Source organism: Streptomyces sp. NPDC039430, assembly GCF_055639435.1.
The window spans coordinates 304064-328921 of the sequence record NZ_JBVKAK010000008.1 but is presented as its reverse complement, the minus strand read 5'-3'; the positions used below and the strand labels follow the sequence as shown (position 1 = coordinate 328921).

Sequence of the window (24858 nt, the reverse complement as noted above, 5' to 3'; positions counted from 1 at the left end):
TCCCGCGCGGGAAGCCGGCACGGTCCAGGAAAGGCACCCATGCCCGTCATCGAGGTGACAGACCTCGTCAAGGAGTTCCGCAGACCCAAGCGGCACCATGGCTCGTTCGCGGGCATCCGCACGCTGCTGACCCGCGAGTACACCGTCAACCGGGCCGTCGACGGCATCAGCTTCCGGATCGAGCCGGGCGAGATAGTGGGTTACCTCGGTCCCAACGGCGCCGGAAAGTCCACCAGCATCAAAATGCTCACCGGCATTCTCGTGCCCACCTCCGGCACCGTCCGCGTCGCCGGGGCCACGCCCTGGCGCGACCGTGCCCGCAACGCCCGCCAGATCGGCGTGGTCTTCGGCCAGCGCAGCCAGCTCTGGTGGGACCTGCCACTGCGCGACTCGCTGTGGCTGATCGGCCGGCTCTACGACGTACCCGCGGGCCGGTTCGCCGAGAAACAGAAGCAGTTCACCGAACTGCTCGACCTCGGCTCCTTCCTCGACACCCCGGTGCGCCAGCTCTCGCTCGGCCAGCGGATGCGCGGCGACCTCGCCGCCGCCATGCTCTACGACCCGAGCATCCTCTACCTCGACGAACCGACCGTGGGGCTCGACGTCGTCGCCAAGGAACGAATACGCGGCTTCGTCGCCGAACTCAACCGCCAGTCCGGCACCACGGTCGTCCTCACCACCCACGACCTCGACGACGTCGAGGAACTGTGCGAACGCATCGTGCTCATCGACCACGGCAAAGTCGCCTACGACGGCGACGTGGACGAACTGAAGGCCCGCTACGCACCGCACCGCGAACTCGTCGTGCAGACCGACCACCTTGAGGAGGTCGAGGGCGCCGAGATAGTCCGCCGCGAGGAGGGCAAGGTGTGGCTCCGCTTCGACCCCGCGCGGACCTCGCCCGCCGAGCTGGTCGCCGCCGTACTGGCGGAACACCGGGTGACCGATCTGTCGATCGTGGAACCGGAGCTGGAAAGCGTCATCCACCGGATCTACGCGGACCGCGGATGAACGCCCATCTCGCCTGCGCCCGGATGGAATTCCGCGTCGCCCTCGCCTACCGCACGTCCTACCTGTCGACATTCGTGATGATGCTCCTGCAGATCTACCTGCTGACGGTGGTGTGGAGCGCGTTCTACGACGGCCGCCAGGAGGTGGACGGGATCCCCCTCGGCACCATGACGGCGTACGCGACGCTGGCCACCCTCCAGTACACGCTGGTCAGCCCCTGGCGGTCCTCGCCCATCGACCAGCGGGTCCGCGAGGGCAAGGTCGCGGTGGACCTGCTGCGCCCCATCGGCTTCCCCGGACAGATGCTGGCGGGCCAGCTCGGGTGGATCTCCGCCTCGGTGCCGGTCCTGGTGGTGGCACTGCCGTTCGCGCTGCTGGTCGGCGCGGGCCGGGCCCCCGCGTCACCGGCCGCCGCGTTCGCCTATCCGCTGGCCCTGCTCGGCGCGCTGGTCGTCAGCCAGCTGCTGGGACTGCTGCTCGGCATGGTGTCCTTCTGGACGCTGGAGGTGAGCGGAGCCCTGCTGGCCTACCGTTTCGTCGCACAGTTCTTCTCCGGCGCCCTCGTGCCCCTGTGGTTCATGCCGGATCCGGTCAGGGCCGCCGCGGAACTGCTCCCCTTCCAGGCGACCGCGCACGCCCCGGCCGCCATCTACCTCGGCCAGGCCGAGGGCTCCGGCATCGCCGCCGCCCTCGCCGTGCAGCTGTGCTGGATCATCGCCCTGAGCGGGCTGGCCGCGCTGGTCTGGTCGCGGGCGCGGCACCGCGTCATGTCGCAGGGCGGGTGAGCGCGATGCGATGGCTCCGTGTCTATCTGCTGCTGGCCGGTGCGGCGTTCCGCGCCGAATTCCAGTACCGGGGAAACCTGTTCATCAACATCATCGGCGGTCTGTTCTACCAGGGCGTCGGGCTGGCCTTCATCTGGGCGGTCCTCGACCGCTTCGGCGAGGTCGGCGGCTGGGGACTGTCCGAGATCGCCTTCCTCTACGGGCTGCGTCTCACCGCGCACGGCCTCTGGCTCGTCCCGGGCCACCAGCTGATCCATGTCGACGAGGTCATTGTCGAGGGGGAGTACGACAGATATCTGATCCGGCCCGTCTCGCCGTTGATCCAGCTCCTCACCCGCAGACTCCGGCTGAGCGCGCTCGGCGACCTGGTCGGCGGGTTCGTACTGCTGGCCTTCGCCTCTGCCCAGGCGCCGGTCGACTGGTCACCGGGGGCCGTCGGCTTCCTGCTGCTGGCGGTCGTCGGCGGCGCGCTGGTCGAGGGATCCCTGCAACTCGCGGCGTCGGGGCTGGCGTTCAAGATGAAGAAGGTCACTCCGATCAAGTTCGCCATCGACATGATCTTCAGCGACTTCGGCAACTACCCGCTGAAGATCTTCGGTTCGGCCGCCGGCTTCGGACTGACCTTCGTCTTCCCGCTGGCGTTCGTCGCGTACCTCCCGGCCACCGTGCTGCTGGACCGCGAGGAGGAGCTGGCCGTGCCCGCGTGGCTCGGCTGGGGCGCACCCGCCGTCGGTGTCCTGCTGATGTACGCCGCGTACCGCTTCTGGGAGCACCAGTCCCGCCACTACGAGAGCAGCGGGCACTGAGCAGGAGCTCGCGGCCCCGATGGGCCTTTCCCTTCAGCAACGCCGGTCTCTCACTTCAGGAACAAGGAGCGGAGATAGGAGGACACATCAGCCAGTTCCCCGCCCGTTTGGATGATCTTCCGTTGCCGGGCGGCCCAGGAACCGTTCGCGCGTAACTCCGCCAGAAGGTCGTGGGCCAGGGCGAGGTCCCCCGCGTCGGACAGTGCGGGAGCGACATGCTCCACCAGCCGTTCCACCAACGTCCAGGCGGGCAGCGGGCGTCCGGAGGACATGTCCAGGGCGTCGCCCTCCAGTCCGTAGCGGGCAGCCTGCCAGTGAGCCGCTGCCAGCAACTGGTCCGATACTGGAGGGAGTTGGGCATCTCGTTCCACATCCCGCAGGCAGGTGGCGACCAGTGCGCGGGTCAGTCCCGCCAGCAGGATCACGGTGTCGCTGGTGGGGCAGACATCCATGACCCGTATCTCGATGGTGGGCACGTTCTCGGAAGGGCGGGCGAACCAGTACGCCATCTTCCGGTCGAGGAGCACCCCCGAGGCGACCAAGCTGTCGAGCAGCGCGTCGTAGTGGCCGGCGTCGGCGAACAGCGGAGCCGCACCCGCCACCGGTGTGTATCCCCACCAGGTTGACCGAAAGCTCGCGTATCCGGTCTCCCTTCCCAGCGAGATGGGGGAGTTGGCGGCGAGTGCCTGGAGTGTGGGCAGCCAGGTCCGAAGGTGGTTGCTCACCCGGACGGCATGCTCCCGGTCGGGCATACCGACGTGAACGTGCAGGCCGCACGGTATATGGCCGAACAGGAGAGCACCGTACTTCTGGTGGATCGCGCGATAGCGGGAGCCGCTGGTCGGTGGCATGTACGGTCCGGCCACCAGCTCCGTACCGCACGCCAGCACCGCACAGCCCGCCTTCTCCGCGGCGGCCGCGGCGGCCGAGCGCAACGCGCGCACGTCGTCGGCCAGCAGCGACAGTTCGTGATGAGGCTCCGTCACAGCCTCCACCACCGCCGAGGAGACCTCCGGCTTCAGCCGTTGAGCGGGTCCGGTGGTGGGCGTGGCCGCGATCACCGCCTCGAAAGCGGGCACGGCCGCCCCACTGTCCGGGTCGACCAGCAGGAACTCCTCCTCAACACCGACGGACAGCGGCTGTGCCATGGGCTTCCCCTCCCGGGCTTCGGAGCCTTGAGTATGTGCACGGCCGGAGCCCCACCGCCATACCACGTCACCCGTAACCGGCCACCCGCCCCGGACCCCACGGAGGCCGCTCCCGTCACGCGCGGCGAGCGGTTCGCCCGCCGCACGTCACGCGGCCGGGCGCCGGACGCCGGACGCGGAGGAGGAGGCGGTCGGCGGGCTCGACGCGGAAGCGGAGACCGCCGGTCACGGTCCCCGTCGAGAAGCCCCGGTCGAGTCCGGGGCCTCCACCTCCACGGACACGACGGCTTCGCCCGTGTACACGAGGAAGGTCAGCGTCTCCTGGAAGTACAGACGGATGCCGCGCTCGTCGTGCGACAGGTATCCGATGGACACGTCCTGGCCGAGGCGCAGTTCGAAGTCGCCGCCCCGCGTGGACAGCAGGAAAGCCCCGTCGATCGCGGGCGCCCAGACGATGTCGCCGTCCAGGAGCCGGGCCATGTGCTTGATGACCGGATAGCCGAAGTCGGAGGTCTCGCTGACGGCGGTGTACGCCTCGGCGCTCAGCGCGAGTGCGTACGGACCGCCGACCCCCGCCAGCCGCAGCGCGCTCGCGGCCTTGCTGACGACGGTGGGGTACTCGCGCACGTCGGCGGGCACGGTCAGGGCCCGGTTCGACGAACTCGCGCGCAGCCCCGCGATACCGGCGGCGGCATAGCCCTCGAAGACGGCCCGGTCCTCGGCGAACGCGAGCCTTCGCGCCGCGTCCTTCACGGGCTGCCAGTCCGCGTCCTTGGCCCCGCGTTCCACATCGTCCACCTGCTGCCGGTCCACGGTGAACGGCACGCGAAGCTCCACCAGAGGCTGGAAGGCTCTTGAGTGGGCCGTGACTCCGGCCGCGGGCGGTTCCGCGGCCCTGAGATGGCCGGTGCCCACACCGGACAGTTCGGCGCCGCCCGGCTCGGGAACGTCCACGAGCCGGCGGCCCGCCACATGGCGTGTGAACGTACGTCGCGCCTCCTGCTCCATATCGGCCCACGCGGCGGAGGAGATGGGCGCCAGTTCACGGTGCAGATTGCTCATCGGCGGTGCTCGCCTTCTGTCGCTCTCTCAGGCCGCCGACTCCCAGGGAGCCGTCCCCGGCCGGGAACCGGGCCACCGGGGGGACGGGGACGGCATCGGCGCCTGCCTTCTCGCTCCGGTCCCTCTCGCTCCGGTCCCTCTCGCTCCGGTCCTTCTCGCTCCGGTCCGGCGGATCGGGGAGATCGTCCAGGAAGTCGCTGGTGGGTACGTAGAACAGTGACCCGGTGACCGGCGTGGAGAAGTCCAGGATCCGGTCGTGGGAGACCGGGGGAGTGCCGTCCCGGGGCACCGGGGGAGTGCCCAGGAACATGCGCTCCAGCATCCGCTCGGTCACCGTCGGGGTACGGGCGTATCCGATGAAGTACGTGCCGAACTCACCCTGTCCGACGGACCCGAAAGGCATGTTGTCGCGCAGGATCTCGTGCTTGGTCCCGTCCGGGTCCTCGATCGTGGTGAGGGCCACGTGGGAATCGGGCGGCTTCTCGGCGTCGTCGAGTTCGATGTCGGACAGCTTCCTGCGCCCGATGGCCTTCTCCTGCGCCTCGACCGTGAGAGCGTTCCAGGCCCGCAGATCGTGCAGATACTTCTGCACGATCACATAGCTGCCTCCGGAGAACGGCGGGTCCTCGTCGCCGATCAGCACGGCGGCGCTCGCCGCCGGGCCCGTCGGGTTCTCGGTGCCGTCGACGAACCCGAGCAGGTCACGTACGTCGAAGTACTTGAATCCATGGACCTCGTCGCACACGGTGACGACATCGCGGAGCCGCGCCATGATCTCGGCGGCGAGCGCGAAGCACAGGTCCAGGCGGGCGGCTCTGATGTGGAAGAGCAGGTCACCGGGTGTCGACACGGCGCGGTGGCGCGATCCGGTCAGCTCGGGGAAGGGATGCAGCTCCGCCGGGCGCGCCCCGGTGAACAACCGGTCCCACGCCTGCGAGCCGATGCCCACGACGGCGCCGAGCCTGCCGTCCGGTGTGGCGCGGAAGCCGACCGCCCGCTGCAGCCCGTTCAGGTCCGACAGCAGCCCCCGTGTGACCGGCTCGCCGCCCTCGTCGATGGTGAGGACCAGGAAGATCGCCGCGGCTGACAGCGGGGACAGCACCGGCTGCGGAACCGGCTCGGGGGAGTGGGCGCCCATGGACCACATCCCTTTCTCGCGTCACGGCCCGGGAAGGCGAGGCTCCGTCCACCGTATGGCGGGACCGGGGCGCCCGCCACCGCGCTGCTCGTCACTTCCCGCCCCTGGGCCGCACTCGGGCACGGGAGCCACTACACGGGCGGGACGCGGTAGACGGAGACGTGAGAGCGCGACTCGGCCGTGAACGCGGCTCCGTCCCAGTCCGCGTGCCTGGTCTCCAGTTCGAACCCGGCCAGTCGGGCCATGAGGTCGAGTTCGGCCGGCCAGATGTAGCGGTGAGGGCTGCGGGACAACCGCGCCTCCTGGGTCTCGTCGAACCGGAAGTGGTGCGACACCACGTGCTGGTGCAGGACGTCGTAGGTGTCCAGACCGATATAGCCGGGTTCGGACTGCCAGACGGTGGCCGTCTGGCCCGGCGGGAGCTTGCGCAGCTCCGGCACCCAGAGCTCGATCACGAACCGGCCGCCGGGCGCGAGATGGCGGGCGGCGTTGCGGAAACACTCGACCTGCTCATCCTGGGTGAGCAGGTTGGAGATCGTATTGAAGACGAGGTAGACGAGGCTGAACTTCCCGGGGGCGACGGCGGTCGCCATGTCACCGATGACCACGGGGATCGTCGCCTCGTCCGCCTTGGTCCGCAGTAGCTCCACCATCGGGAGCGAGAGCTCGATGCCGGTGACGGAGACCCCCCGCCCGGCGAGCGGGACGGCCACCCGTCCGGTCCCGATGGCGAACTCAAGCGCCGGCCCGTCCCCCGCGAGCCGAGCGAGCCGGTCCACGGTCGGCCCCACGACCTCGGGCGCGAACATACCCGAGCCGGGCGTGTCATAGCGCTGGGCGGTCTCGGCGTCCCAGATGTTCTGCTGCATGCCGTCCACGCTCGCTCCTGCCCTACGCGATGTCCAACGCTTTTCCCGGCGCCGCTCCGATGTCTCCAGCCGGTTGGTTGGGCGTGCGACTCCTCATGGATGGCCGACGGAACGGGCATACGATCCACGTCATATGAGTCCCCGGACCAGCGGCGTGTCTCCATGACTGACCGCCGATGCATCCATCCACCTGGAAAGAGGGAGCCCCGGTTGTCCACGTTTCATGATCCACTCGCCCTGGACGAGGATTTCTTCTCAGCCCCGCATGCCTCCTACGCGGCCCTGCGGTGCAAAGGCGCCGTCCACCGGGCCGTCACCCAGGATGGCGCCCCGCTCCTCCTCGTCACCGGGTACCGGGAGGTGCGTGACGCGGCAATGGATCCCGCCCTGTCGCTGAACAAGCGTCATGCCCGAAGTGGCGGCCGGGACGGAAGCTCCATGCCAACCGAACTCGACGCGCATCTCCTCAACACAGACCCACCGGACCACACTCGCCTGCGACGCCTGGTGAACAGCACATTCACACCCCGCCGGACCGAGCTTTTACGAGACGATATTCAGGAGATCACCGACCGGCTGCTGGATCAGATTTCTGCCCGTCGTCGCGCGGACATCGTGGCTGATTTCGCCATGCCGTTGTCCATGGAAGTGATCTGCCGTCTGCTGGGCGTCCCGCAGGAGAAGCGCTTCGACTTCCGAGCGTGGACGAACACGCTGCTCAGTGCTGCCGCCGGAGCCGCTCCACAGTCACGTGAGGCCATGCGGCACATGTATCGCTTCCTTGGCGCGCTGATCGACGGCAAGCGGGAAAACCCGGCGATGACCTCCTGTCCGCACTCATTCTCGCCCATGACGCTGAAGGTCGCCTCGCCGCCGACGAACTGGTGGCCATGGCTTTCCTCCTTCTCTTCGGCGGTTACCACAACACTGCGAGCCTGATCGCCACCAGCGTCATGGCACTGCTCAGCCACCCGACCCACATGTCCGACTTTCGGTCCGGTGACCTGACCGTGCACGCGATAACGGAAGAGGCACTGCGCTGGAACTCGCCCGCGATGCTCGCCGTCCGGCGTTTCACCACACAGCACGTCCATATCGGAGACATGCCGGCCGTTACCGGCGACCGGATCTGGCTGTCCTGGGCTGCGGCGAATCGTGACGCGGAGCGTTTCGAGAGGCCGGAGGTATTCGACCCGCATCGGGGAAACAACTCCCATCTCGCTTTCGGGCACGGACTTCACTATTGTCCCGGCGCGTCTCTTGCCCGCTTGGAAAACAGCGTTGCCGTTGTCTCCCTGATGTCCTGGTTCCCCGAGATGTCGCTGATCGATCATCCTGATCGCTTGCGGTGGGTCGCTTCTCCGCGCAGCCGCTGTCTCCGTGAATTGCGTGTTTCTCCAGGGCTGAACCACAAAGGAGCGAGGCGCCGGTGCGGTGTCGCGCGCGTTTTCGGACGCGGTTCTCGCAGCGGGCCGCCGTCGGTGACATGCCATCTACGCCTTCTGCGCCTTCCCCGGTTCCTTTCCGGGCAGTTCAGCACGGCCCGCCGCCCTTGGGGCACCTGCGTTGTATCCGGCGCTACGGCACTTGAGCGGGTGATGTCGGGCTGTTCGCCGGACAGCGTGAGGGTGGCCTCGCCGGGCCCTGTCCGGCAGATCGTGTCTGGGGCGTGGTGGCCCGGCATGCCCATCTGCGGCGTTGTCGTCAGGCGAGGAAGGAGAATGAGCGGCATGACCATGGTGAAAGACATCGATGTCCGCGGTATGCGGCACTGCGAGACGACGGCGCTGGGTGTACTGCTGCGGCATGAGGGACTCGACTTGTCCGAGCCCATGCTGTTCGGGCTCGGCTCCGGGTTGTCCTTCGTCTACTGGGACAGCAAGAGCATGGGCTTTCCCTTCCTGGGAGGCCGGGTCAAGCCGTTCGAGCTCACCAGGAACCTGGCCGCCACACTCGGACTTGAGCTACAGGTCGAGGAGACCACCTCCCCGCGCAAGGCATGGCAGAACGTGGCGGCACCCATCGGGGCCGGCCGGCCGGTCGGCCTTCAGCTCGACAGCTACCACCTGGACTACTTCAGCACCAAGGTGCACTTCGGCGGACACATCGTGGCCATGTACGGCTACGACGAACAGGACGCCTACCTGGTGGACACCGCCGCCCAGGGCGGATCCGTCTCCACCGGCCTCGCCGGCCTGGCCAAGGCCAGAGCCGAGCGCGGCCCCATGACCGCCAAGCACCGCTCCTTCACCATCACAGCGCCCAGCCCCCCGACGCCACCGCAGGACCGGATCATCCCCGCGATCAAGAGCTGCGCCGACGCCTTCCTGAACCCGCCCATCGCGAACCTGGGCCACAGGGGCATCGGGAAGACCGCCGAGCACGTGCCGAAGTGGCTGCGGCGCGGCGACAATCCGCAGGCGGACCTGTCACGTGCCGCCACCCTCATGGAAAGGGCCGGCACCGGCGGCGCCCTGTTCCGTAATCTCTACCGGGACTTTCTGGCCGAGTGCGCCCAAGTGATCGACAACAACCACCTGCGCACCGGCCACAGCCTGTATGCCGAGGCCGCCACCCTCTGGACACAGGTGGCCGGACTCGTCGCGGCGGCAGGCGAATCCGGCGACGCGCAGAACCTCACGCAGGCCGGCTCCATCCTCCACGAGCTGTCGCGCATCGAACGCGACGCGATGCAGGCGCTCAGCCTCATCTAGGCCGTGTTCCGGGTTCGGCTTCCTGTGCGCGCCCCGCACGATGATGATCAAGATGTGGGGCGGGGGCTCTTTTTGATGAGCAGTGGTCGGTGCTGAAGTCGTTGCCGCCTGTGGTGGGCATAAGCCGCGGATGGGGTTGCACCTTCCGTAGCGGCATGTGGTCCGCTGGACTTACGTCCCGATCTTTTGAGGAAAGGTCCCCGCTCATGCGTTCGTCTTTCATGCCACCCCGCCAGGTCAAGATCGGTGACGCGGCGGCCTTCGCCGGCAGCACGCCACGGGCGATTCGCCACTACCACGAGATCGGCCTGCTCCCCGAGCCTGAGCGGGGTGGCGATGACCGCCGCCGCTACGAGTACGAGGACATGATCCGCTTGCTGTGGATTCGCAAGATGGCCGACGCGGGGATCGCCCTGGACGACATCCGTGACGCCTTCACCACCGGCACGGCTTCCGCCGGTGCGGACAGCGGAGAAGGCATCGCGGGCATCCTGGAGCGGTTGGAGGAAACCCTCGCCGAGCAGGAGGCGAAACTGCGGCGGCAACGGACCGCCGTGCAGCGGATGCGCACCGAAGGCAGCCGGATGGGCCTGCTCTCCGACTTCGTCACCGAACGCCTCAAGAGCCTGCCCGAGGGTTCCCCGCGTCAGGCGGACCTGGACACGCTGCTGGTCACTGAGCGGATTTTCGGCCCGCTCGGCGCGGCCGTCCAGGCCACCCGCTTCATCGTCCTGGCCACGCATCCCACTCTGCGGGAGGACTCCGACCGCATCGACGACGCCGAGGAGGCACTCGACGACAGCGTCGCCGTCGATGATCCACGGGTGGCTCAACTGGCCGCCGAGCGGCACGCCTTCGAGAACGTCCTGCACGCCGTCATCGAGGAGTCCGGCCTGGACAAGGACGACGATGCCCTCTTCGACGCCTGGGACACTTCGCACCCCGCTACCGCCGATGACGGCGAGGGCGAGGCCGACCTCAGCTCTGGCAGGCGGGAGGCTGACTCCATGAGCGCGTTCGAAGCCATCGGCAAGATGCCCTACGACTTCTCCCCAGCTCGCCTGCGCTGTATGGAACTGGCCGAAGAACTCTCCGCCCGGGACTCACCCGCTACCTGAGACACGGCCCAGGACTGTCCGTCAGGCCATTCATCGCGGAGCCTCGGCTGGAAGGACTACCGCGACCTGGCGGCCCACGTACGGCCCGGACCTCAACCCGCGGGAGGGCATGCGGCCCCTGGTCGTACGGGACATCTGCAATCGGCTCAGCCCGTCGTAGTCGCTCGCCGGCAGTTCCTCGGAGACCACGACGCGGCCGAGTTCGGCCAGTGCCCGGTTGACCGTGGCAAGGCCGGCGCCGTCCAGCTCGCGAAGTGGACGGCGCTCTCGCCGCGGTCGTGGTGCCGCGGCCACTCCAGCCACCGCGGATCATCGACCTCGCGCAGCAACACCGGCAGACCTGCTTCGCGGCGCCGCCTGTGGCCGGTTTTGTCAGTTCCCCGCTTCTGCGAGGTGGGTAGTGTCGTAGCCGAAGCGGTGCGCCCACGGCCGGCTGTCAACCGCTTGATGAGGAGGACCGGCAATGTCATGGATCACCAGATGCCTTCGAGCACTCAGCGGCGAGATGCGTGCGCGTCGAAACCAGTACGGTGACAGGTACGGGCGGAAGGATTGACTGTCTGTTCATGGACAGACAGAGCCTGTGGCGTCATCTGCGGCGGTGGGAAAGCCTGGCGGCGGACGCGGACGGCCCGTTCAGGCTCCGCTTCGGGACGCTGTTCGTCGCCGACGCCGATTCCGCCCGGGAGATTCTGGTCGACTCGGCCGACCACTATGTACAGCAGTCCGGCTTCTTCCGCCTGGGTGCTGAGCCTCTTCCCCAGGCGCTCCGGACGGCGGCGTCACACGAACTGCTCAGAGCCCTGAGCCATCACGATCTCCCTTCATCGTTCGATGTTGACTTCGCCCTTCATGAGGTGAGTGACAGCCGCGGCCGTCTGCGGCACCAACGCTGGGGAGTGGGGCTGGTCCGGCGCTTCTTCGCCCCCGTTGTCGCGCACCCTCGTCACGCCGAACTCAACTCGCTTGTCGACGCGTACATAAAATCGAGCGTCATCGCCGACGACATCGTCGGCCGCGTGGCGACGCGCTCGCACCGTTCGGTAAGCCGTATCCGAGCCGGGTTCGCCGAACAGCTCGGACGGATTCCAGCCCGGGAAACCGAAGCCGCAACCGACGTCGACGTGAGCGATCTGGTCGATGTGGTGCTGAGTATGCGGGGCGAGTTGACCTCGGCGGACCGCGCGCAACTTCTGCAGCGACTCATACTCTCCGTTGTCGGGTTCACCGGAGTCACCCTCGAATGGGTCGTGCTGCTCGGCATCCAGTACGGGTACAACACCCCTGCTGTACGGCCGGACCAGGTCCGCTCTCTGGTCAGGGAGACATTGCGCCTGTACCCGACCGCGTGGCGCCTGGTCAGGGTGTCGGCAACGGACCACGACATACGCGGTGTGCCGGTCAGCAAGGGCGAACATGTCATGATCGGCACACACGCGATCCACCGGTCGGGTGCCGTATGGGACAAGCCGCTGGACTTCGATCCGTCGCGCTGGGAAAGGCTCGCTGACGACCAGCGGCGAGCCTTCCTCCCCTTCGGCAAAGGCGCGGAGATGTGCCCGGCCAACGGATTCGCCCTCAAAGCGCTGGAACACCTTGGCTACCTGATTCTGCGCGGCTACCGGGGCGATGTGCGGATCCGGAGATGGAAGCCGCACGTCCGCACGCTCCTGGCCCCACCAGCGGGCTGGACCCGCCTCACCAAGAGCACGTGACACGATCCACGGCACCCCACGCCTTCGCTGTCCACGGTGAACGCACCCGTCACCCAGCGCAGTTCAGTTCAGCATGGCGTGGATTGTTTACTTCTGTTGCTCCCCTTGTTCTTTTTTGGTGGCGGCCCTACCTTCCAGCTACGACATCGGATGATTGGCCTCGGACACCCCCCAAGGAATGACATGAGACTGACGCGACCGGGCTCCGCCCGCTCACGGCTCGGCGGGCGCAGTCCCCTCCGCACAGCCACTGTCCTGGCCGTCGGGGTGTTAACCGCCCTGACGGGAACAGCGACCGCGCAGCCCGCCCTGCGTCCGCAGACCGCCACGGTCATCGGAGGTCTTCACGGTGGGGCCGTCGTGGACAACACCGGCCGCACGGTCATCGACGTCACGGACTTCGGCGCGGACCCTTCCGGCAAGGCCGATTCCGCGGCGGCCGTCAACGCGGCGATCGCGCACGCGAAGGCCGTGGACGGCCCCACCACCGTCCACTTCCCGCCCGGTACGTACCACATCTGGCCCGAACGGACGCCGAAGCGGGAGCTGTACGTCAGCAACACGGTCGGCAGCGACCAGGCGTTCAAGACGAAGAACATCGGCATCCTCGTCGAGGACATGCGGGACGTCGTCGTCGACGGCGGCGGGTCGAGGATCGTCAACCACGGCTTCCAGACCGTCTTCGCGGCGATCCGCTCGCGCGACGTGCGCTTCACCAACTTCTCGCAGACCTGGGTCGCCCCCAAAACGGTCGACATCACGGTCGCCGGCGCCGGAGTCGTCTCCGGGCAGGCCTACCGGATCATCGACATCCCCGAGACGTACGACTACGCCGTGGAAGGCACCTCGGTGCGCTGGAACGGCGAGCGGAGCCCGGCCACCGGACAGCCGTACTGGACCGGCACGGACTCCTTCGACTACTCCCAGGTCCACGACCCCGCCACCAACAGGACGTGGCGTACGTCCAACCCGGTCTTCCAGAACGTCACGAAGATCACTGACCTCGGCGGCGACAGGCTGCGGATCGCGTACGGCGACGCCGCCACCCCCGGCGACCGCGGATACGTGTATCAGATGCGCGAGGTCACCAGAGACACGCCGGGCGCGCTGTTCTGGGAGTCGTCGCGTGTCACGGTCGACCATCTCCGGCTCGGCTATCTGCACGGCTTCGGCATCGTGGGCCAGCTCAGCGAGGACATCAGCATCGACTCGGTCACCTTCAAGGCCGACCGCGGCAGTGGCCGGGTCACCTCGGGCTTCGCCGACCACATCCAGATGTCCGGCGTCAAGGGCACGGTGCGCGTCACCAACAGCCTCTTCGACAACCCGCAGGACGACCCGATCAACATCCACGGCACCTATCTCCAGGTGACCGCCGCCGAGCGGAAGACGCTGCGGCTGCGCTACATGCACCACGAGACGTCCGGTTTTCCCCAGTTCCATCCGGGCGACACGGTCGAACTCGTCGACAAGCGCACCATGCTCGCCGCCCCCGGCGCGACGGCGAAGGTGGTCTCGGCGACCGGACCGACCGGCAGCGGTGTCCCGGCCGGTGCGGACCCGGACACCTATCTGCGCACCATGACCGTGGTCCTCGACCGGGCGCTGCCCGCCGCGGTGCTCGCCGCCCCGGGCGACTACGTGGCCGAGAACACCACCTACACGCCGACCGTCGAGATCACCGGCAACACGTTCCAGGCCGTGCCCACGCGAGGGATCCTCGTGACGACGCGCAGGCCGGTGCTGATCGAGAACAACCGCTTCGACGGCATGAGCATGGCCAGTATCTACATCTCGTCCGACGCCCGTGCCTGGTACGAGTCGGGCCCGGTACGGAATGTCACCATCCGCGGCAATGTCTTCGACCGCCCCGCGAGCCCCGTCATCTTCTTCGACCCCACCAACCAGGACTTCGTCGCGGGACAGCCGGTGCACCGCAACGTCCTCATCGAGGACAACGACTTCAACCTCACCGGCGGGACCATTCTCTCCGGCCGCGGCGTGGGCAGTCTGACCTTCCGTGACAACCGCGTCGAGCGCTACGCCCACCTGCGGCTCACCGGACCCTCGCGGGCCCTGCGCGTGGGCGACACGACGACCGTGACCACGGACGCGCCGCCCGCCGGCCATCCGTCCCCGCTGTTCACCTTCGACGGCGCGGATGACATCACCCTCGCGCACAACACCTATGGCAACGGCTTCAACAAGCGGATCAACACAGCCGATATGGACACGTCCGAGATCACGGTCACCGGTGACGACCTGGCCCTCAACGCCGACAGCGTCTCGCCCGCGCCGGTCGCCGTCAGCTACTCCAGCTCCCGGCCGAAGGTCGCCACGGTCGACAGCGAGGGCGTGGTCAGGGCGGTGAGCGGCGGCACGGCGTCGATCACGGCCCGCGCCACCATCGGCGGGGTCCTGGTGACCTCCAACCCGGTGCGGGTCCCCGTCACCACGGCCCGGTGACGAGGACCGGTACGACACGCCGCCCGAGCGGACGCGCGGTGCCCGGGCGGCGTCCGCGCCGCTCGTCAGGCGGTGGTGGCAGGGTGTGGAAGCGGTGGCCCCTGCCAGAGGTTTTCGCTCCGTCTGATGTCAGCTGCCGTCATCACGTAGGATCTGACCATGGGCAGATGGGAGCCGAACGCGCACGGGCGCCTGGCGACAGCGGCGCTGGAGCTCTACACCGAGCGAGGGTACGAGCAGACCACCGTGGCGGAGATCGCCAAACGCGCCGGGCTCACGGAGCGGACCTTCTTCCGCCACTACGCCGACAAGCGCGAGGTACTGTTCGCCGGCTCCGGCGAGTTGCAGGAGCTGTTCGTACGGGCGGTCGCCGGCGCACCGGAGTCCGCGGCGCCGATCGACGCGCTGGCGGCGGCCCTTGACGCCGTCTCCGAGGTGTTCGCCGATCGCCGCGAGTACGCGCGGAAGCGACAGACGGTCATCACGGCGAACCCGGAACTCAAGGAGCGCGAGCTGATCAAGCTCGCCTCGATCTCGGCCGCGCTCACCGACACCCTGCGCCGACGCGGCGTCGCGGAATCGGCCGCGAGCCTGACCGCCGAGGCGGGGGTCGCCGTCTTCAAGGTCGGCTTCGAGCGGTGGATCATGGCGGCCGAGGAACGCGAGATGGCCCAGCTGATGCGGGAATCGCTGGACGAGCTCAGAGCCGTGATCGCGGGCGGCCACGGCGTGTGGTGAAAGGTGCGCGGTCCCTCCCCGGGAAGGGCCCGCGCCCGCGGTGGCAGCGGCGGACGCCACCGGGCGAACGCCTGGCGCGACGGGCCGGGAGCACCACGCGTGGTGTGCGTGTCATCCGAGTGCCCTGGGGGCGGGCAGGACCGCTTCTGTCTCAACGGGCTCCCACCGCGTGCCGATCAGACGTCCGAATGCCTGGTCACCGAAGTGGAAGGCGAACCCGATCGTTCCCGGCCGGGCGAGTTCCCCGGCGATGCGCCGGCGCGCCGTGGTGACCGCGGCGCTGTCGGAGTCGGGGCGCGACCCCCAGTGCGGATGAGCGATCTGCGCCGGGATGTGGAAGACATCACCGAAGACCACGACCCGTTCGTCTCCCGCGGTGATCACATACGAGGTGTGTCCGGGGGAATGCCCCGGCGTCACTAGGGCGTGCACGCCATCGAAGATCTCGTCCCCGTGTGAGATCAGGGTGTGCGCGCTCTTCATCGGTTCGATGGTGTCCTGAGCCGGTGCGCCGGGAACCGTCTCGCCGCGGCCGTGCGGTGCCCACTCTTCGGCGGCGACGAGATAGCGGGCGTCGGGGAAGAACTTCTCCGGCGCGAAGGCCCAGCCGGTGTGGTCGACATGGAGGTGGGTGAAGGCCACGGCCTCAATGTCGTGCGGCGCGATGCCCAGCGCGGCAAGGGTGTCCGGGAGAGCGCCGGAGTTCGTGTGTCCGACGGGCTCTCCGTAGACCCTGGTCGGCCCGGACACGGGTCCGAGCCCGGCGTCGATGAGCAGGCGGCGGCCGTCACGCTCCACGAGCAGGCCACCCGCCGACATGGCCACGAAGCCGTGCTCGTCGAGCGTCTCCGGATGCTCCTGCCAGTACCGCGTGGGTACCGCCGGGAGGAAGCTCTCCGGCAGCATGCCCATCGCTCCGTCGACGACGTAGGTGAGGCGGGCGTCGCCCAGTTCGAGCGAGCGGACGGCGGACTGTTCGTTCAGTGCACCCATGAGTCGTGCCTGCTTCCTTGGTGTGCGGTTGTACCACGCCGGTGGGAAGGGTGGGGCTGTTCGTGCCCACCAGCTTGCGGGCGCCGACGGTCGTGTGCTGTCCGTTCCCGGGTTTTGGGCCTAGGGATTTTCCCTGGTCCGTTCGGGGAGCGCGCGCGAGAGAGTGGCAGTCCGTCGGCGCCTCCCGCGTCGGCAGACGTGAACACCGCGCGCCGCCGTGAGACCCCCGCACGCGTGCGTGGGGGAGGCGGGCGACAACCGGTGTGGCCGCGGCGGTCCGCGGCCTCACACACAGCTGTCGCGGGGCAGGCATAGCGCAGGCGAACGAGGGCTCCAGGTCGTAGCACTTCGGGTTTGCCGGAAGGGCAGGCGAAGTTGAGGCGACCGCGGAGCGGCCGATGACCGACAGGAAACGCGACGAGCGCGTCTCGATCGTTCTCACACTTCTGTCGCAGCGCGGAGAACTGAAAGTCCACCTCCTGCCCAGAATTCTCGGAGTCTCCGGAGCCACGGTCCGCAGGGATCTGGCGATGATGGAGGAAACGGGCCTCATCCGCCGTTCCTACGGCAAGGTCACCGCGGCCCGGCGTGGCGTCGAGCTGCCGGTGAGCCTGCGGCATTCCCAGAACACCGAGGCGAAACGCCGCATCGGTTCCCTGGCCTCGTCCTTGATCCCCAGCCGTCCGCTCACCATCGCGCTGAGCGGCGGTACCACGATGGACTGCGTCGCCAGGTGCCTGGCCGCGCGGTCGGATCTGACGGTCGTGACGAACGGCCTCGACACGGCGACGTCCCTCACGGCGCGTCAGATGGTCCACGTCGTCGTCACCGGAGGAACCGCCAGGTCGCTCTCGAACGACCTCGTCGGAAAGGGAGCCGAGGAATCGCTGCGTTCGTACCGCTTCGACTTCGCGATCGTCGGGGCCGACGGCATCAGCCCGGCAGCCGGAATCACGCGGCACAGCTCCCGTGGAGCGGAGATCGACCGCGTCATGCTGGAGCAGGCGGACCACAGAATAGTCGTCGCCGACAGTTCCAAACTGGGCAGGGTGCATCAGGCGAAAGTCGCTGATATCGGTTCCGTCCACACCGTAGTGACCGACTCGCAGGCGAATCCCGCCATTGTCGCCGCTCTCAGAAAGGCCGGCGTGACGACAACCATGGTGGTTGTCCCACCTCTCGGCGGCGCCGTTCAGCAGCGCCGCCGTCAGCCGTGACCGGCGGGAGAGCACACCGGTCCCCGGCCGCGCCGAACGGCACAACGGTCAATCCGGGTGCGCATTTCGAACGCGGCTCGATCCATTGTTGTGGAGCGCGGTGACCCTCGTGTATTCGCCCCTGATTCAGGCCACTTCTCGCGACCAGTGAGCAGTATGGGTAAGCGGTATGACGGCACGTCATGGAAAACCTTGTGAGCCGGAAAAGCAGCTCCTAGGGTGTGCGGAAGCGCCCTCCCGATCCTCCTTTCGTAGGCGGTGGAGGAGCGTCCGTACCCCCGATCCTTTTCCATGTCGTGTTCCGCGGAAGGAGGCCCTCTGACGTGCGTCCCCAGCGCACACCCCGGTTATTACCGGATTCGGCACCCACAGGACCCGTCTGGTGGCCGCCTCACAGCCCCACCGGCCGACGGTCGATCGTGCCCGCGCCCCACGCACACGCGACCATCCGGCATCCCCCCACGAAAGAGGTACACCATGACGTCGCGTTCCACGCGCTCCCTGATAGGCGGGGTGTTCGCCGCCGGAGCCCTCGCCCTCTGCGCGGTCCCGGCCATCGCCGTGCCGGATGCGCCCGCGGGCGCCACCACGCAGGCGATCTCCCAGAAGGTCTCCGTACCCGCCTACTTCTACCCCGGCGCCCTGTGGGACCAGCTCACCCGGTCCGGAACGGGGGTCGGGCTGGCGGTCGCCAACCCGTACAACGGTCCCGGCGACGGTGACGATCAGTACACCGACGCCATCAAGAAGGCCGACGCCGCCGGCATCACCGTCATCGGCTATGTGGCGACCGGCTACTTCGGTACCACCGGCATGACCACGCGGTCCGGCTCCACCGACCCGGACGAGTGGATGCGGCAGATCAAGGCCGATGTCGACGCCTGGTACCGGCTCTACGGTGGCGCGGGACTCGGCGGCATCTTCTTCGACGAGGGACTGGCGCGCTGCGGTTCCGGAAACGCCGACGTCAACCGGTACATCGAGCTGAAGAACTACGTCGAGAGCAGCCATGGCGCCGGCGCGGTCGTCGTCGACAACCCGGGGACCGGTGTCGAGGAGTGTTACACCCAGGCCGCCGACACACTGGTCACCTTCGAGGGCGACGAGAATTCGTACCGCGGCCACCAGCCGCAGGCATGGGAGAACCGCGCTTCCCCGGACAAGGTCTGGCACCTCGTCTATGACGTCCCGGACGAGAACCGGATGCGTGGCGTCATGGACCTCGCGCGCCAGCGCAACGCCGGGCATGTCTACGTCACGCCGGACACCATGGCGGACAAGAATCCCTGGGACACACTGCCCCCGGACGCGTACTGGAACTCCGAGATCAGCCTCGCCGGCGGCGGTACAGCCCGGCGTTGACGTCCGCCGGCCGCGCACGAGCACCGCCCCGGGCGCTCGGCCCCTCTCTTCTTGTCACAGGCTCTTGGCAGGTCACGAGCTATTCCCTTTCATCCCCACATGAATGGAAGACAGCATGAAACTCTCCACGCGAACCGCCGTCTACGCCCTGTTGCCGGCGGTCGCCGCGGGGGCCGCGCTGATGACCCTGGGCGGCCCCGCGCAGGCAGCCGAGATATGCGGTCAGTACGACAGGGCCACGGTCGGCGCGTACACGGTGCAGAACAATCTGTGGAACCCCGCCGGCGCACAGTGTGTCAGCCCCACCGGGTCCGGCTTCGAGGTGACGAAGGCCGAGGGCCAGGTCCCCACCAACGGTGCCCCCAAGTCCTATCCGTCCATCTTCAACGGCTGCCACTACACGGCGTGCTCACCCGGCACCAAGCTGCCCGCGCGGATCAGCTCCATCAGCAGCGCCCCGAGCAGTGTGTCCTACGGTTACACCGCTGACGGGGTCTACAACGCGTCCTACGACATCTGGCTCGACCCGGAGCCGAAGACCGACGGTGTGTCCAAGGTCGAAATCATGATCTGGGCCAACAAGGTCGGTCCCATCCAGCCCATCGGCTCCGATACCGGCACCACCGTGACGATGGCGGGGACGACATGGCAGGTGTGGGAGGGAGACAACGGCCAGAACAAGGTCATCTCCTATGTGGCCCCGTCCGCCGTCGACGAACTCGACTTCGACGTCAAGGAGTTCATCAGCCACGCCAACAGCCGAGGCTTCGGCGACTCCTCGTGGTACCTCACGAGCGTCCAGGCGGGCTTCGAACCGTGGGAGGGCGGAGCCGGCCTCAAGGTCAACTCCTTCTCGTCCGAAGTGAACACGGGCTGATCCGCCGAAGTGAACGCGCGCTGACACGTCCAGCGGCGTCGCCGGCCGGCGACGGTGCTCCACAGCAGTGAGACAGGCCTCCTCGGCGAGCGGGTCAGCCGCTCGCCGAGGAGGCCGTCGTGCTGCCGTACCGGCACCGGCCCCCGTACACCGCACCACCAACCCCCGAGTCGTTCCTTCCCACTTCCTCCCGCCCTCACGGGCGCTCACGCCTCCTTTGGAGTTCCCCATGCGCTCCCGCCGCCGTTCCAGGACCGGAGCCGTCGTGGCCGGTCTCGCTCTAGCGACCACCCTCGGCGCCGCCGCCACCGCGCTCGACCTGACCAGGGCCGGGGCCAACCCGGCCTTCACCCTTCCGCCGGTCAACGCGCCCTTCGACTACCAGATCGGCGGGGCCTACACCCCGCCCTCCGGGGTCAAGGTCGTCAGCCGTGATGTGAAGGCGTCCCCGGCACCGGGTCTCTACAACATCTGCTACGTGAACGCCTTCCAGACCCAGCAGGAAGGCGACGCCGGCGGACCGCAGGAATGGGACAGCGACCTGCTGCTGACCGACGCCGGCGGCCCGGTCGTCGACCCCGACTGGGACGAGGTCATCCTCGACATCACCACGGACGCCAAGCGCCAGCGGATCGCGGACAAGATCAATGGCTCTATCGACCAGTGCGCGTCCAAGGGCTTCGACGCCGTCGAGCTCGACAACTACGACACCTTCACCCGTGACGTGGTGGACGGCAGGATCACCGCCGACCATGCCCAGTCCTACATCCGTCTCCTCTCGCAGCACGCCCACGCCGAGGGGCTGGCCGTCGCGCAGAAGAACACCGTCGAACTGGCCGGCAACCGAAAGGCCAACGGGCTCGACTTCGCGATCGCCGAGGAATGCGGCGACCCCCGGTGGAACGAGTGCGGCCAGTACATCTCGGCCTTCGGCGACAACGCCATCTTCATCGAGTACACGAGCGCCGGCTTGAAGAACGCGTGCGTCTACGGTGACCGCGTGAGCGTGGTCCGACGGGACGTCGACGTCACTCCGGCGGGCGGCAGCGGGTACGTGCGCGAGACCTGCTGACCCGGCCACCGCATCCGCGGGAGAGCGGGCGGGCCGTGAGGACGCGTGAACCGGTGACGGTTACGCCTCCTCACGGCCCGTCGTCGCCCGCTTCCGGGGGCTCGCATCAGGGCGCCGCGATCACTTGACGGACCCCGCCATCACTCCCTGCACGAAGTGCCGCTGGAAGGCGAAGAACACCACTACGGGCACAATCAGCGAGAGGAAGGCACCCGGGGCCAGGACGTCGATGTTGCTGCCGAACTGCCGTACCTGCGACTGAAGTTCAACGGTGAGCGGCTGCGACGACGTGTCCGCGAAGAGCAGCGCCACCAGCATGTCGTTCCACACCCACAGGAACTGGAAGATCGCGAGGCTGGCGATGGCCGGGCGTCCCACCGGGATGACGAGCCGGGTGAAGATCCGCCACTCGCCACCGCCGTCCATCCGGGCGGCCTCCAGCATTTCGCGCGGGATGTCGGCGAAATAGTTGCGCAGCAGGAAGATCGCGAAGGGCAGCCCGTAGGCGACATGGAAGAGCACCACACCGGGGATGGTGCCGAACAGGCCCAGCTGCCCGAAGAGCTTGGCGACCGGCAGCAGGCCGATCTGGACCGGGACCACGAGCAGGGCCACGACCAGCAGGAAGATCCAGTCCCGGCCGGGGAACTCCAGCCAGGCGAAGGCGTATCCGGCCAGCGCCGCGATCACGACGACCAGCGCGGTGGCGGGCACCGAGATGAACACGGTGTTCCAGAACGCCCGGGTGATCCCCGTGTTGCCGAGCAGCGCGGTGTAGTTGTCGAAGGACAGCTGTCCCGGGCTGGTGAGGGTGGTCCACCAGCCGCTCGACGCGTTGTCCCGCGCCGTGCGGAGCGAGGAGAGGAGCAGGCCGGCGAGCGGAGTGATCCAGACGAGACTGATCACGACGAGGAATGCCTGGACCAGGCTGTTGCCCAGCCAGCGGCTGAGCCGGCTTCCCGCGGTGCGTCGCGGACGCGCGGACCCGGTGGACACCGGCTGCTTCACCTCCGCCGCCGGCCGGGTGGGTGCGGTGGTGCTCATGACTGACTCCTGCGGAAGCGGCGGACGTTGAAGACCATGGCGGGGATGACCAGAAGCAGGAGCAGCACGCCGAGCGCGCTTCCCAGCCCCTGGTTGTTGCCTCCGCCGAACGAGACCAGCCACATCTGGGTGGCCAGCACGGTGGCGTCCTCCTGCACCGGACCGGGCGCGATGATGTAGACGAGGTCGAAGACCTTCATCACATTGATCACCAGGGTCACGAAGACCACGGTCAGGATGGGAGCGAGCAGAGGCACGGTGATCTTGCGGAACACCTGCCACTCGGTCGCGCCGTCCACGCGGGCCGCTTCGAGGGTGTCAAGCGGCAGCGAGGCCAGCCCGGCGCCGATCAGCACCATGGCGAAACCCGTCCAGATCCACAGGTACGCTCCGATGATGGCCGGGGTGACCAGCGCGGGTCCGAGCCAGGAGACACCTTCGTAGGGCGGGGCGAAGTTCGCCGCCGGAAGCCGCACGGTGTACGCGCCGGGGTCGAGGTCCTTGAAGCTGAAGGAGCCGTCGGCCGCTGTGGTGGCACGGGCGACGGTCGTCCCGTCCCGGACCGCCTCGACGGACATCTCCGGCAGCCCGCTCTCGGCCTTGTCGACCTTGCCCTGCTCGCCGCCGCCGCCCGGAGCGAAGTCCAGATACACCACGCCGCGCAGCTCCGTCCCGGCCGCCTCCCGGGCAGCCGCCGGGAAGGCGGATTCGGCTTGGGACGGTACGTCCTTGGGCGCCACGCCGACGAGCCCCAGGACCGTCGTCCCGCCGGGTGACACCGTGTCCGATGTCGCGTACGACCCGTCGGAGCCCTTGGTCAGACCCTGGCCGTCACGGGCGCGCGCGGAGGGATAGGCGGCCGAGTCCTCGAAGGCGTCGTGCACCCCGACGGCGGCCGCGTTGAGTACGCCCTTGTCGGGGTTCTCCTCGTAGGCGAGGCGGAAGATGATTCCGGCCGCGAGGAACGACACGGCCATCGGCAGGAACAGCAGCAGTTTGAACGCGGTGGCCCAGCGCACCTTCTCCACCAGGACGGCGAGGATCAGACCGAGCCCGGTGAGCACGGTCGGAGCGACGACGATCCAGATGGTGCTGTTGCGGATGGCCTTGAGCGTCGCCGGGTCGCGGAACACCTCGGCGTAGTTCCCGCCGCCGACGAACCGGCTGCCGCCCGCGTCGAAGAAGCTGCGGCCGACCGAGAACAGCACCGGGTAGACGACGAGCGCGCCGAGGAGGAGCAGCGCCGGGAGGACGAAGGTGACGGCGACGGCCCGCCGGCGCCGCGTCGCGCGCTGCCGGGTGTCCGTCCCCCGGGAAGGGGAGCCGGCCGGTTCTTCGGTCCGGGCGGAGGCGGTGGTGACGGTCATGATGTCCGCCTCAGCCCTGGTACGCCTTGGCGGCCGCGGCTTCGAGGCGGCCCGCCGTGGCCTTGGGGTCGGAGGGGTCGCGCAGGAAGTCCTGGAGGAGCTTCCACTCGCCCATGCCCTTGGTTCCGCCGAACGCGGCAGGCGCCTGGTCGGACATGTCGAAGCGGACCGAATCCCCGGCCTCGACCAGCGACTCGGCGGTGCGCCGTGTCGTCTCGTCGCCGTACTTGGCGAGGTCGACCTTCTTGTTCGGGGAGACGAAGCCTCCCGCCTCCGCCCAGACCTCCGCCGCCTCAGGGCTCGCCAGGTACTCCATGAAGGCCATGGCCGCCTTCTGGTTCTTGCCGTCCTTGAGGACCACAGCGGCGTCGCCGCCGCTGACCACGGGGGCCTTTCCGCCGTCGACGGCGGGGAAGGGGAAGAACGTGGCGTCCTCGCCGATCTTCCTGCCGAACTGGTCCTTGGCGACTCCGGCGACGAAGTCACCCTCGTAGACCATGCCCGCCTCGGGTTCGGGGCCGAAGACCTTCTCTACGGAACCGGGGAAGTCGGTGCTGAGGGCGCCCTTCTGACCGCCCGCGACCAGTTCCTTGTCGGCGAAGAGGGTGCCGAGCGTGGTGAGCGCCTTCACCACCGTGGGATCCGTCCACTTGATGGTGTGGGCGGCCAGCTGGTCGTACTTCTCGGGGCCGGCCTGGGAGAGGTAGATGTTCTCGAACCAGTCGGTGAGGGTCCAGCCGTCCTCGCCCGCGACGGCGAAGGCGGAGAGCCCGGAGTCGGAGACGGCCTGCGCGGAGGTGAGCATCTCCGCGTACGTCTTCGGCGGCTTGACGCCCGCCTGGTCGAGGGCGTCGGGGCTGTACCAGACGGTCGACTTGTGGGCCGCCTTGAAGTACAGACCGTACAGCGAGCCGTCGACACTGCCGTACTTCTTCCACACCGAGGCGTAGTTGGCGTCCACGGACTGCTGTGCCGCCGCGGAGAGGGGCTTGAGCCAGCCCTGCTTCGCGAACTGCTGGAGCACACCCACCTGGGGCACCATCGCGATATCGGGGGCGTTGCCGCCCTCGATCTTGCTTCCGACGACGGTCGAGACGTTGTCACCGGTGGAGACGAACTCGGTCGTGGCGCCGGTCTTCTCGGAGAAGGCGTCGAGCACCTTCTGGAAGTTCTTCTGCTCGGCCCCCGACCAGACGCCGGCGACGGATACCGTCTGCCCCGCGAGGGACTTGTCACCGCCGCCCGCGGTGGTGACGGGATCACCGCCGCAGGCGGTGGCGCCGAGTGCCAGGATCACCGCGGTACAACTCACGAGCATCGCGCTTCGTCGCGTCATGGTCTGCTTCCTCTGGGGTG

General features: G+C 68.3%; 20 protein-coding genes and 2 pseudogenes. 14 read left to right on the top strand and 8 right to left on the bottom strand.

What is annotated here, in order from left to right; all coding sequences use genetic code 11:
- The first annotated feature begins 39 nt into the window (after positions 1 to 39).
- From ACZ7LS_RS21860 to ACZ7LS_RS21850, 3 genes are read left to right on the top strand one after another with little or no spacing between them, the layout of a single operon-like run.
- A complete protein-coding gene (locus ACZ7LS_RS21860) occupies positions 40 to 1011 on the top strand; it encodes an ABC transporter ATP-binding protein (RefSeq protein ID WP_382519668.1) in 972 nt (323 codons plus the stop codon).
- A complete protein-coding gene (locus ACZ7LS_RS21855; protein ID WP_382519666.1) occupies positions 1008 to 1796 on the top strand; it encodes an ABC transporter permease in 789 nt (262 codons plus the stop codon). The genes ACZ7LS_RS21860 and ACZ7LS_RS21855 overlap by 4 nt, the downstream gene beginning before the upstream one ends.
- Positions 1797 to 1801: 5 nt before the next feature.
- The gene (locus ACZ7LS_RS21850; protein ID WP_382519664.1) at positions 1802 to 2602 is read left to right on the top strand and encodes an ABC transporter permease; all 801 of its coding nucleotides are present in this window, start codon (positions 1802 to 1804) and stop codon (positions 2600 to 2602) included.
- Positions 2603 to 2652: 50 nt separating this feature from the next.
- Here the strand turns inward: ACZ7LS_RS21850 and ACZ7LS_RS21845 are convergent, their stop codons facing one another.
- The 4 genes from ACZ7LS_RS21845 to ACZ7LS_RS21830 all read right to left on the bottom strand — a co-directional run bounded on the left by ACZ7LS_RS21845 (position 2653) and on the right by ACZ7LS_RS21830 (position 6819).
- On the bottom strand, positions 2653 to 3750 hold the full coding sequence (locus ACZ7LS_RS21845) for a carboxylate-amine ligase (protein ID WP_385130463.1): 1098 nt from the start codon (positions 3748 to 3750) through the stop codon (positions 2653 to 2655).
- 225 nt (positions 3751 to 3975) lie between these two features.
- Entirely contained in the window at positions 3976 to 4812 is an 837-nt protein-coding gene (locus ACZ7LS_RS21840) for a family 1 encapsulin nanocompartment shell protein (protein WP_382519661.1), read from the bottom strand.
- Positions 4793 to 5950, bottom strand: a complete 1158-nt coding sequence (locus tag ACZ7LS_RS21835; protein WP_385130460.1) for a Dyp-type peroxidase — start codon at positions 5948 to 5950, stop codon at positions 4793 to 4795. Before ACZ7LS_RS21835 ends, ACZ7LS_RS21840 begins: the two co-directional genes overlap by 20 nt.
- Before the next feature lie 131 nt (positions 5951 to 6081).
- Positions 6082 to 6819 (bottom strand): class I SAM-dependent methyltransferase, encoded by a 738-nt coding sequence (locus ACZ7LS_RS21830; protein WP_385130569.1) that lies wholly within the window; start codon positions 6817 to 6819, stop codon positions 6082 to 6084.
- A 210-nt stretch (positions 6820 to 7029) separates the two neighbouring features.
- Between ACZ7LS_RS21830 and ACZ7LS_RS21825 the strand changes: the two genes are divergently transcribed.
- The 7 genes and pseudogenes from ACZ7LS_RS21825 (at position 7030) to ACZ7LS_RS21795 (ending at position 15570) form a co-directional block, all read left to right on the top strand.
- Positions 7030 to 7758 carry a cytochrome P450 family protein gene (locus ACZ7LS_RS21825; protein WP_385130457.1) on the top strand — a complete coding sequence of 243 codons (729 nt, stop codon included), beginning with the start codon at positions 7030 to 7032 and terminating at the stop codon, positions 7756 to 7758.
- Positions 7710 to 8117: pseudogene (locus ACZ7LS_RS21820) on the top strand (cytochrome P450); the annotation flags it as partial. The gene ACZ7LS_RS21825 and the pseudogene ACZ7LS_RS21820, both read left to right, overlap by 49 nt.
- Before the next feature lie 432 nt (positions 8118 to 8549).
- Entirely contained in the window at positions 8550 to 9533 is a 984-nt protein-coding gene (locus ACZ7LS_RS21815) for a BtrH N-terminal domain-containing protein (protein WP_385130566.1), read from the top strand.
- Positions 9534 to 9739: 206 nt separating this feature from the next.
- A complete protein-coding gene (locus ACZ7LS_RS21810; protein WP_385130455.1) occupies positions 9740 to 10651 on the top strand; it encodes a MerR family transcriptional regulator in 912 nt (303 codons plus the stop codon).
- A gap of 566 nt (positions 10652 to 11217) precedes the next feature.
- Positions 11218 to 12366 carry a cytochrome P450 gene (locus ACZ7LS_RS21805; RefSeq protein ID WP_385130452.1) on the top strand — a complete coding sequence of 383 codons (1149 nt, stop codon included), beginning with the start codon at positions 11218 to 11220 and terminating at the stop codon, positions 12364 to 12366.
- A 360-nt stretch (positions 12367 to 12726) separates the two neighbouring features.
- Positions 12727 to 14832, top strand: a complete 2106-nt coding sequence (locus tag ACZ7LS_RS21800) for a glycosyl hydrolase family 28-related protein (RefSeq protein ID WP_385130449.1) — start codon at positions 12727 to 12729, stop codon at positions 14830 to 14832.
- 159 nt (positions 14833 to 14991) lie between these two features.
- Positions 14992 to 15570: a TetR/AcrR family transcriptional regulator gene (locus ACZ7LS_RS21795; protein ID WP_382519648.1), complete on the top strand. Its 579-nt coding sequence runs from the start codon at positions 14992 to 14994 to the stop codon at positions 15568 to 15570.
- Between the two features lie 111 nt (positions 15571 to 15681).
- Here ACZ7LS_RS21795 and ACZ7LS_RS21790 read toward each other — a convergent pair whose 3' ends face one another.
- On the bottom strand, positions 15682 to 16563 hold the full coding sequence (locus ACZ7LS_RS21790; protein WP_382519646.1) for an MBL fold metallo-hydrolase: 882 nt from the start codon (positions 16561 to 16563) through the stop codon (positions 15682 to 15684).
- Positions 16564 to 16961: 398 nt separating this feature from the next.
- Here ACZ7LS_RS21790 and ACZ7LS_RS21785 point away from each other — a divergent pair, with 398 nt between their 5' ends.
- From ACZ7LS_RS21785 to ACZ7LS_RS21770, 4 genes and pseudogenes are all read left to right on the top strand, one after another.
- Complete coding sequence (locus ACZ7LS_RS21785) at positions 16962 to 17780, top strand: DeoR/GlpR family DNA-binding transcription regulator (RefSeq protein ID WP_382875928.1); 819 nt, start codon at positions 16962 to 16964, stop codon at positions 17778 to 17780.
- A 477-nt stretch (positions 17781 to 18257) separates the two neighbouring features.
- Positions 18258 to 19142: a spherulation-specific family 4 protein gene (locus ACZ7LS_RS21780; protein ID WP_385130445.1), complete on the top strand. Its 885-nt coding sequence runs from the start codon at positions 18258 to 18260 to the stop codon at positions 19140 to 19142.
- Positions 19143 to 19245: 103 nt separating this feature from the next.
- A pseudogene (locus ACZ7LS_RS21775) lies at positions 19246 to 20016 on the top strand (GH12 family glycosyl hydrolase domain-containing protein); the annotation flags it as partial.
- 232 nt (positions 20017 to 20248) lie between these two features.
- Entirely contained in the window at positions 20249 to 21091 is an 843-nt protein-coding gene (locus ACZ7LS_RS21770) for an endo alpha-1,4 polygalactosaminidase (RefSeq protein ID WP_382519642.1), read from the top strand.
- 120 nt (positions 21092 to 21211) lie between these two features.
- On the opposite strand, the gene ACZ7LS_RS21765 is transcribed toward ACZ7LS_RS21770, so the two are convergent.
- The 3 genes from ACZ7LS_RS21765 to ACZ7LS_RS21755 are packed head-to-tail and all read right to left on the bottom strand — an operon-like array spanning position 21212 to position 24838.
- Positions 21212 to 22135 (bottom strand): carbohydrate ABC transporter permease, encoded by a 924-nt coding sequence (locus ACZ7LS_RS21765; RefSeq protein ID WP_382519640.1) that lies wholly within the window; start codon positions 22133 to 22135, stop codon positions 21212 to 21214.
- Positions 22132 to 23502 carry a carbohydrate ABC transporter permease gene (locus tag ACZ7LS_RS21760; RefSeq protein ID WP_385130442.1) on the bottom strand — a complete coding sequence of 457 codons (1371 nt, stop codon included), beginning with the start codon at positions 23500 to 23502 and terminating at the stop codon, positions 22132 to 22134. The genes ACZ7LS_RS21765 and ACZ7LS_RS21760 overlap by 4 nt, the downstream gene beginning before the upstream one ends.
- Positions 23503 to 23512: 10 nt before the next feature.
- Positions 23513 to 24838 (bottom strand): ABC transporter substrate-binding protein, encoded by a 1326-nt coding sequence (locus ACZ7LS_RS21755; RefSeq protein ID WP_382969608.1) that lies wholly within the window; start codon positions 24836 to 24838, stop codon positions 23513 to 23515.
- Between the last annotated feature and the right edge of the window lie 20 nt (positions 24839 to 24858).

Coding starts and splice junctions, on each gene's coding strand:
- ACZ7LS_RS21860 (WP_382519668.1), top strand. CDS start 40: ATGCCCGTCATCGAGGTGACAGACCTCGTCAAGGAGTTCCGCAGACCC.
- ACZ7LS_RS21855 (WP_382519666.1), top strand. CDS start 1,008: ATGAACGCCCATCTCGCCTGCGCCCGGATGGAATTCCGCGTCGCCCTC.
- ACZ7LS_RS21850 (WP_382519664.1), top strand. CDS start 1,802: ATGCGATGGCTCCGTGTCTATCTGCTGCTGGCCGGTGCGGCGTTCCGC.
- ACZ7LS_RS21845 (WP_385130463.1), bottom strand. CDS start 3,750: ATGGCACAGCCGCTGTCCGTCGGTGTTGAGGAGGAGTTCCTGCTGGTC.
- ACZ7LS_RS21840 (WP_382519661.1), bottom strand. CDS start 4,812: ATGAGCAATCTGCACCGTGAACTGGCGCCCATCTCCTCCGCCGCGTGG.
- ACZ7LS_RS21835 (WP_385130460.1), bottom strand. CDS start 5,950: ATGGGCGCCCACTCCCCCGAGCCGGTTCCGCAGCCGGTGCTGTCCCCG.
- ACZ7LS_RS21830 (WP_385130569.1), bottom strand. CDS start 6,819: ATGCAGCAGAACATCTGGGACGCCGAGACCGCCCAGCGCTATGACACG.
- ACZ7LS_RS21815 (WP_385130566.1), top strand. CDS start 8,550: ATGACCATGGTGAAAGACATCGATGTCCGCGGTATGCGGCACTGCGAG.
- ACZ7LS_RS21810 (WP_385130455.1), top strand. CDS start 9,740: ATGCGTTCGTCTTTCATGCCACCCCGCCAGGTCAAGATCGGTGACGCG.
- ACZ7LS_RS21805 (WP_385130452.1), top strand. CDS start 11,218: ATGGACAGACAGAGCCTGTGGCGTCATCTGCGGCGGTGGGAAAGCCTG.
- ACZ7LS_RS21795 (WP_382519648.1), top strand. CDS start 14,992: ATGGGCAGATGGGAGCCGAACGCGCACGGGCGCCTGGCGACAGCGGCG.
- ACZ7LS_RS21790 (WP_382519646.1), bottom strand. CDS start 16,563: ATGGGTGCACTGAACGAACAGTCCGCCGTCCGCTCGCTCGAACTGGGC.
- ACZ7LS_RS21785 (WP_382875928.1), top strand. CDS start 16,962: ATGACCGACAGGAAACGCGACGAGCGCGTCTCGATCGTTCTCACACTT.
- ACZ7LS_RS21780 (WP_385130445.1), top strand. CDS start 18,258: ATGACGTCGCGTTCCACGCGCTCCCTGATAGGCGGGGTGTTCGCCGCC.
- ACZ7LS_RS21770 (WP_382519642.1), top strand. CDS start 20,249: ATGCGCTCCCGCCGCCGTTCCAGGACCGGAGCCGTCGTGGCCGGTCTC.
- ACZ7LS_RS21765 (WP_382519640.1), bottom strand. CDS start 22,135: ATGAGCACCACCGCACCCACCCGGCCGGCGGCGGAGGTGAAGCAGCCG.
- ACZ7LS_RS21760 (WP_385130442.1), bottom strand. CDS start 23,502: ATGACCGTCACCACCGCCTCCGCCCGGACCGAAGAACCGGCCGGCTCC.
- ACZ7LS_RS21755 (WP_382969608.1), bottom strand. CDS start 24,838: ATGACGCGACGAAGCGCGATGCTCGTGAGTTGTACCGCGGTGATCCTG.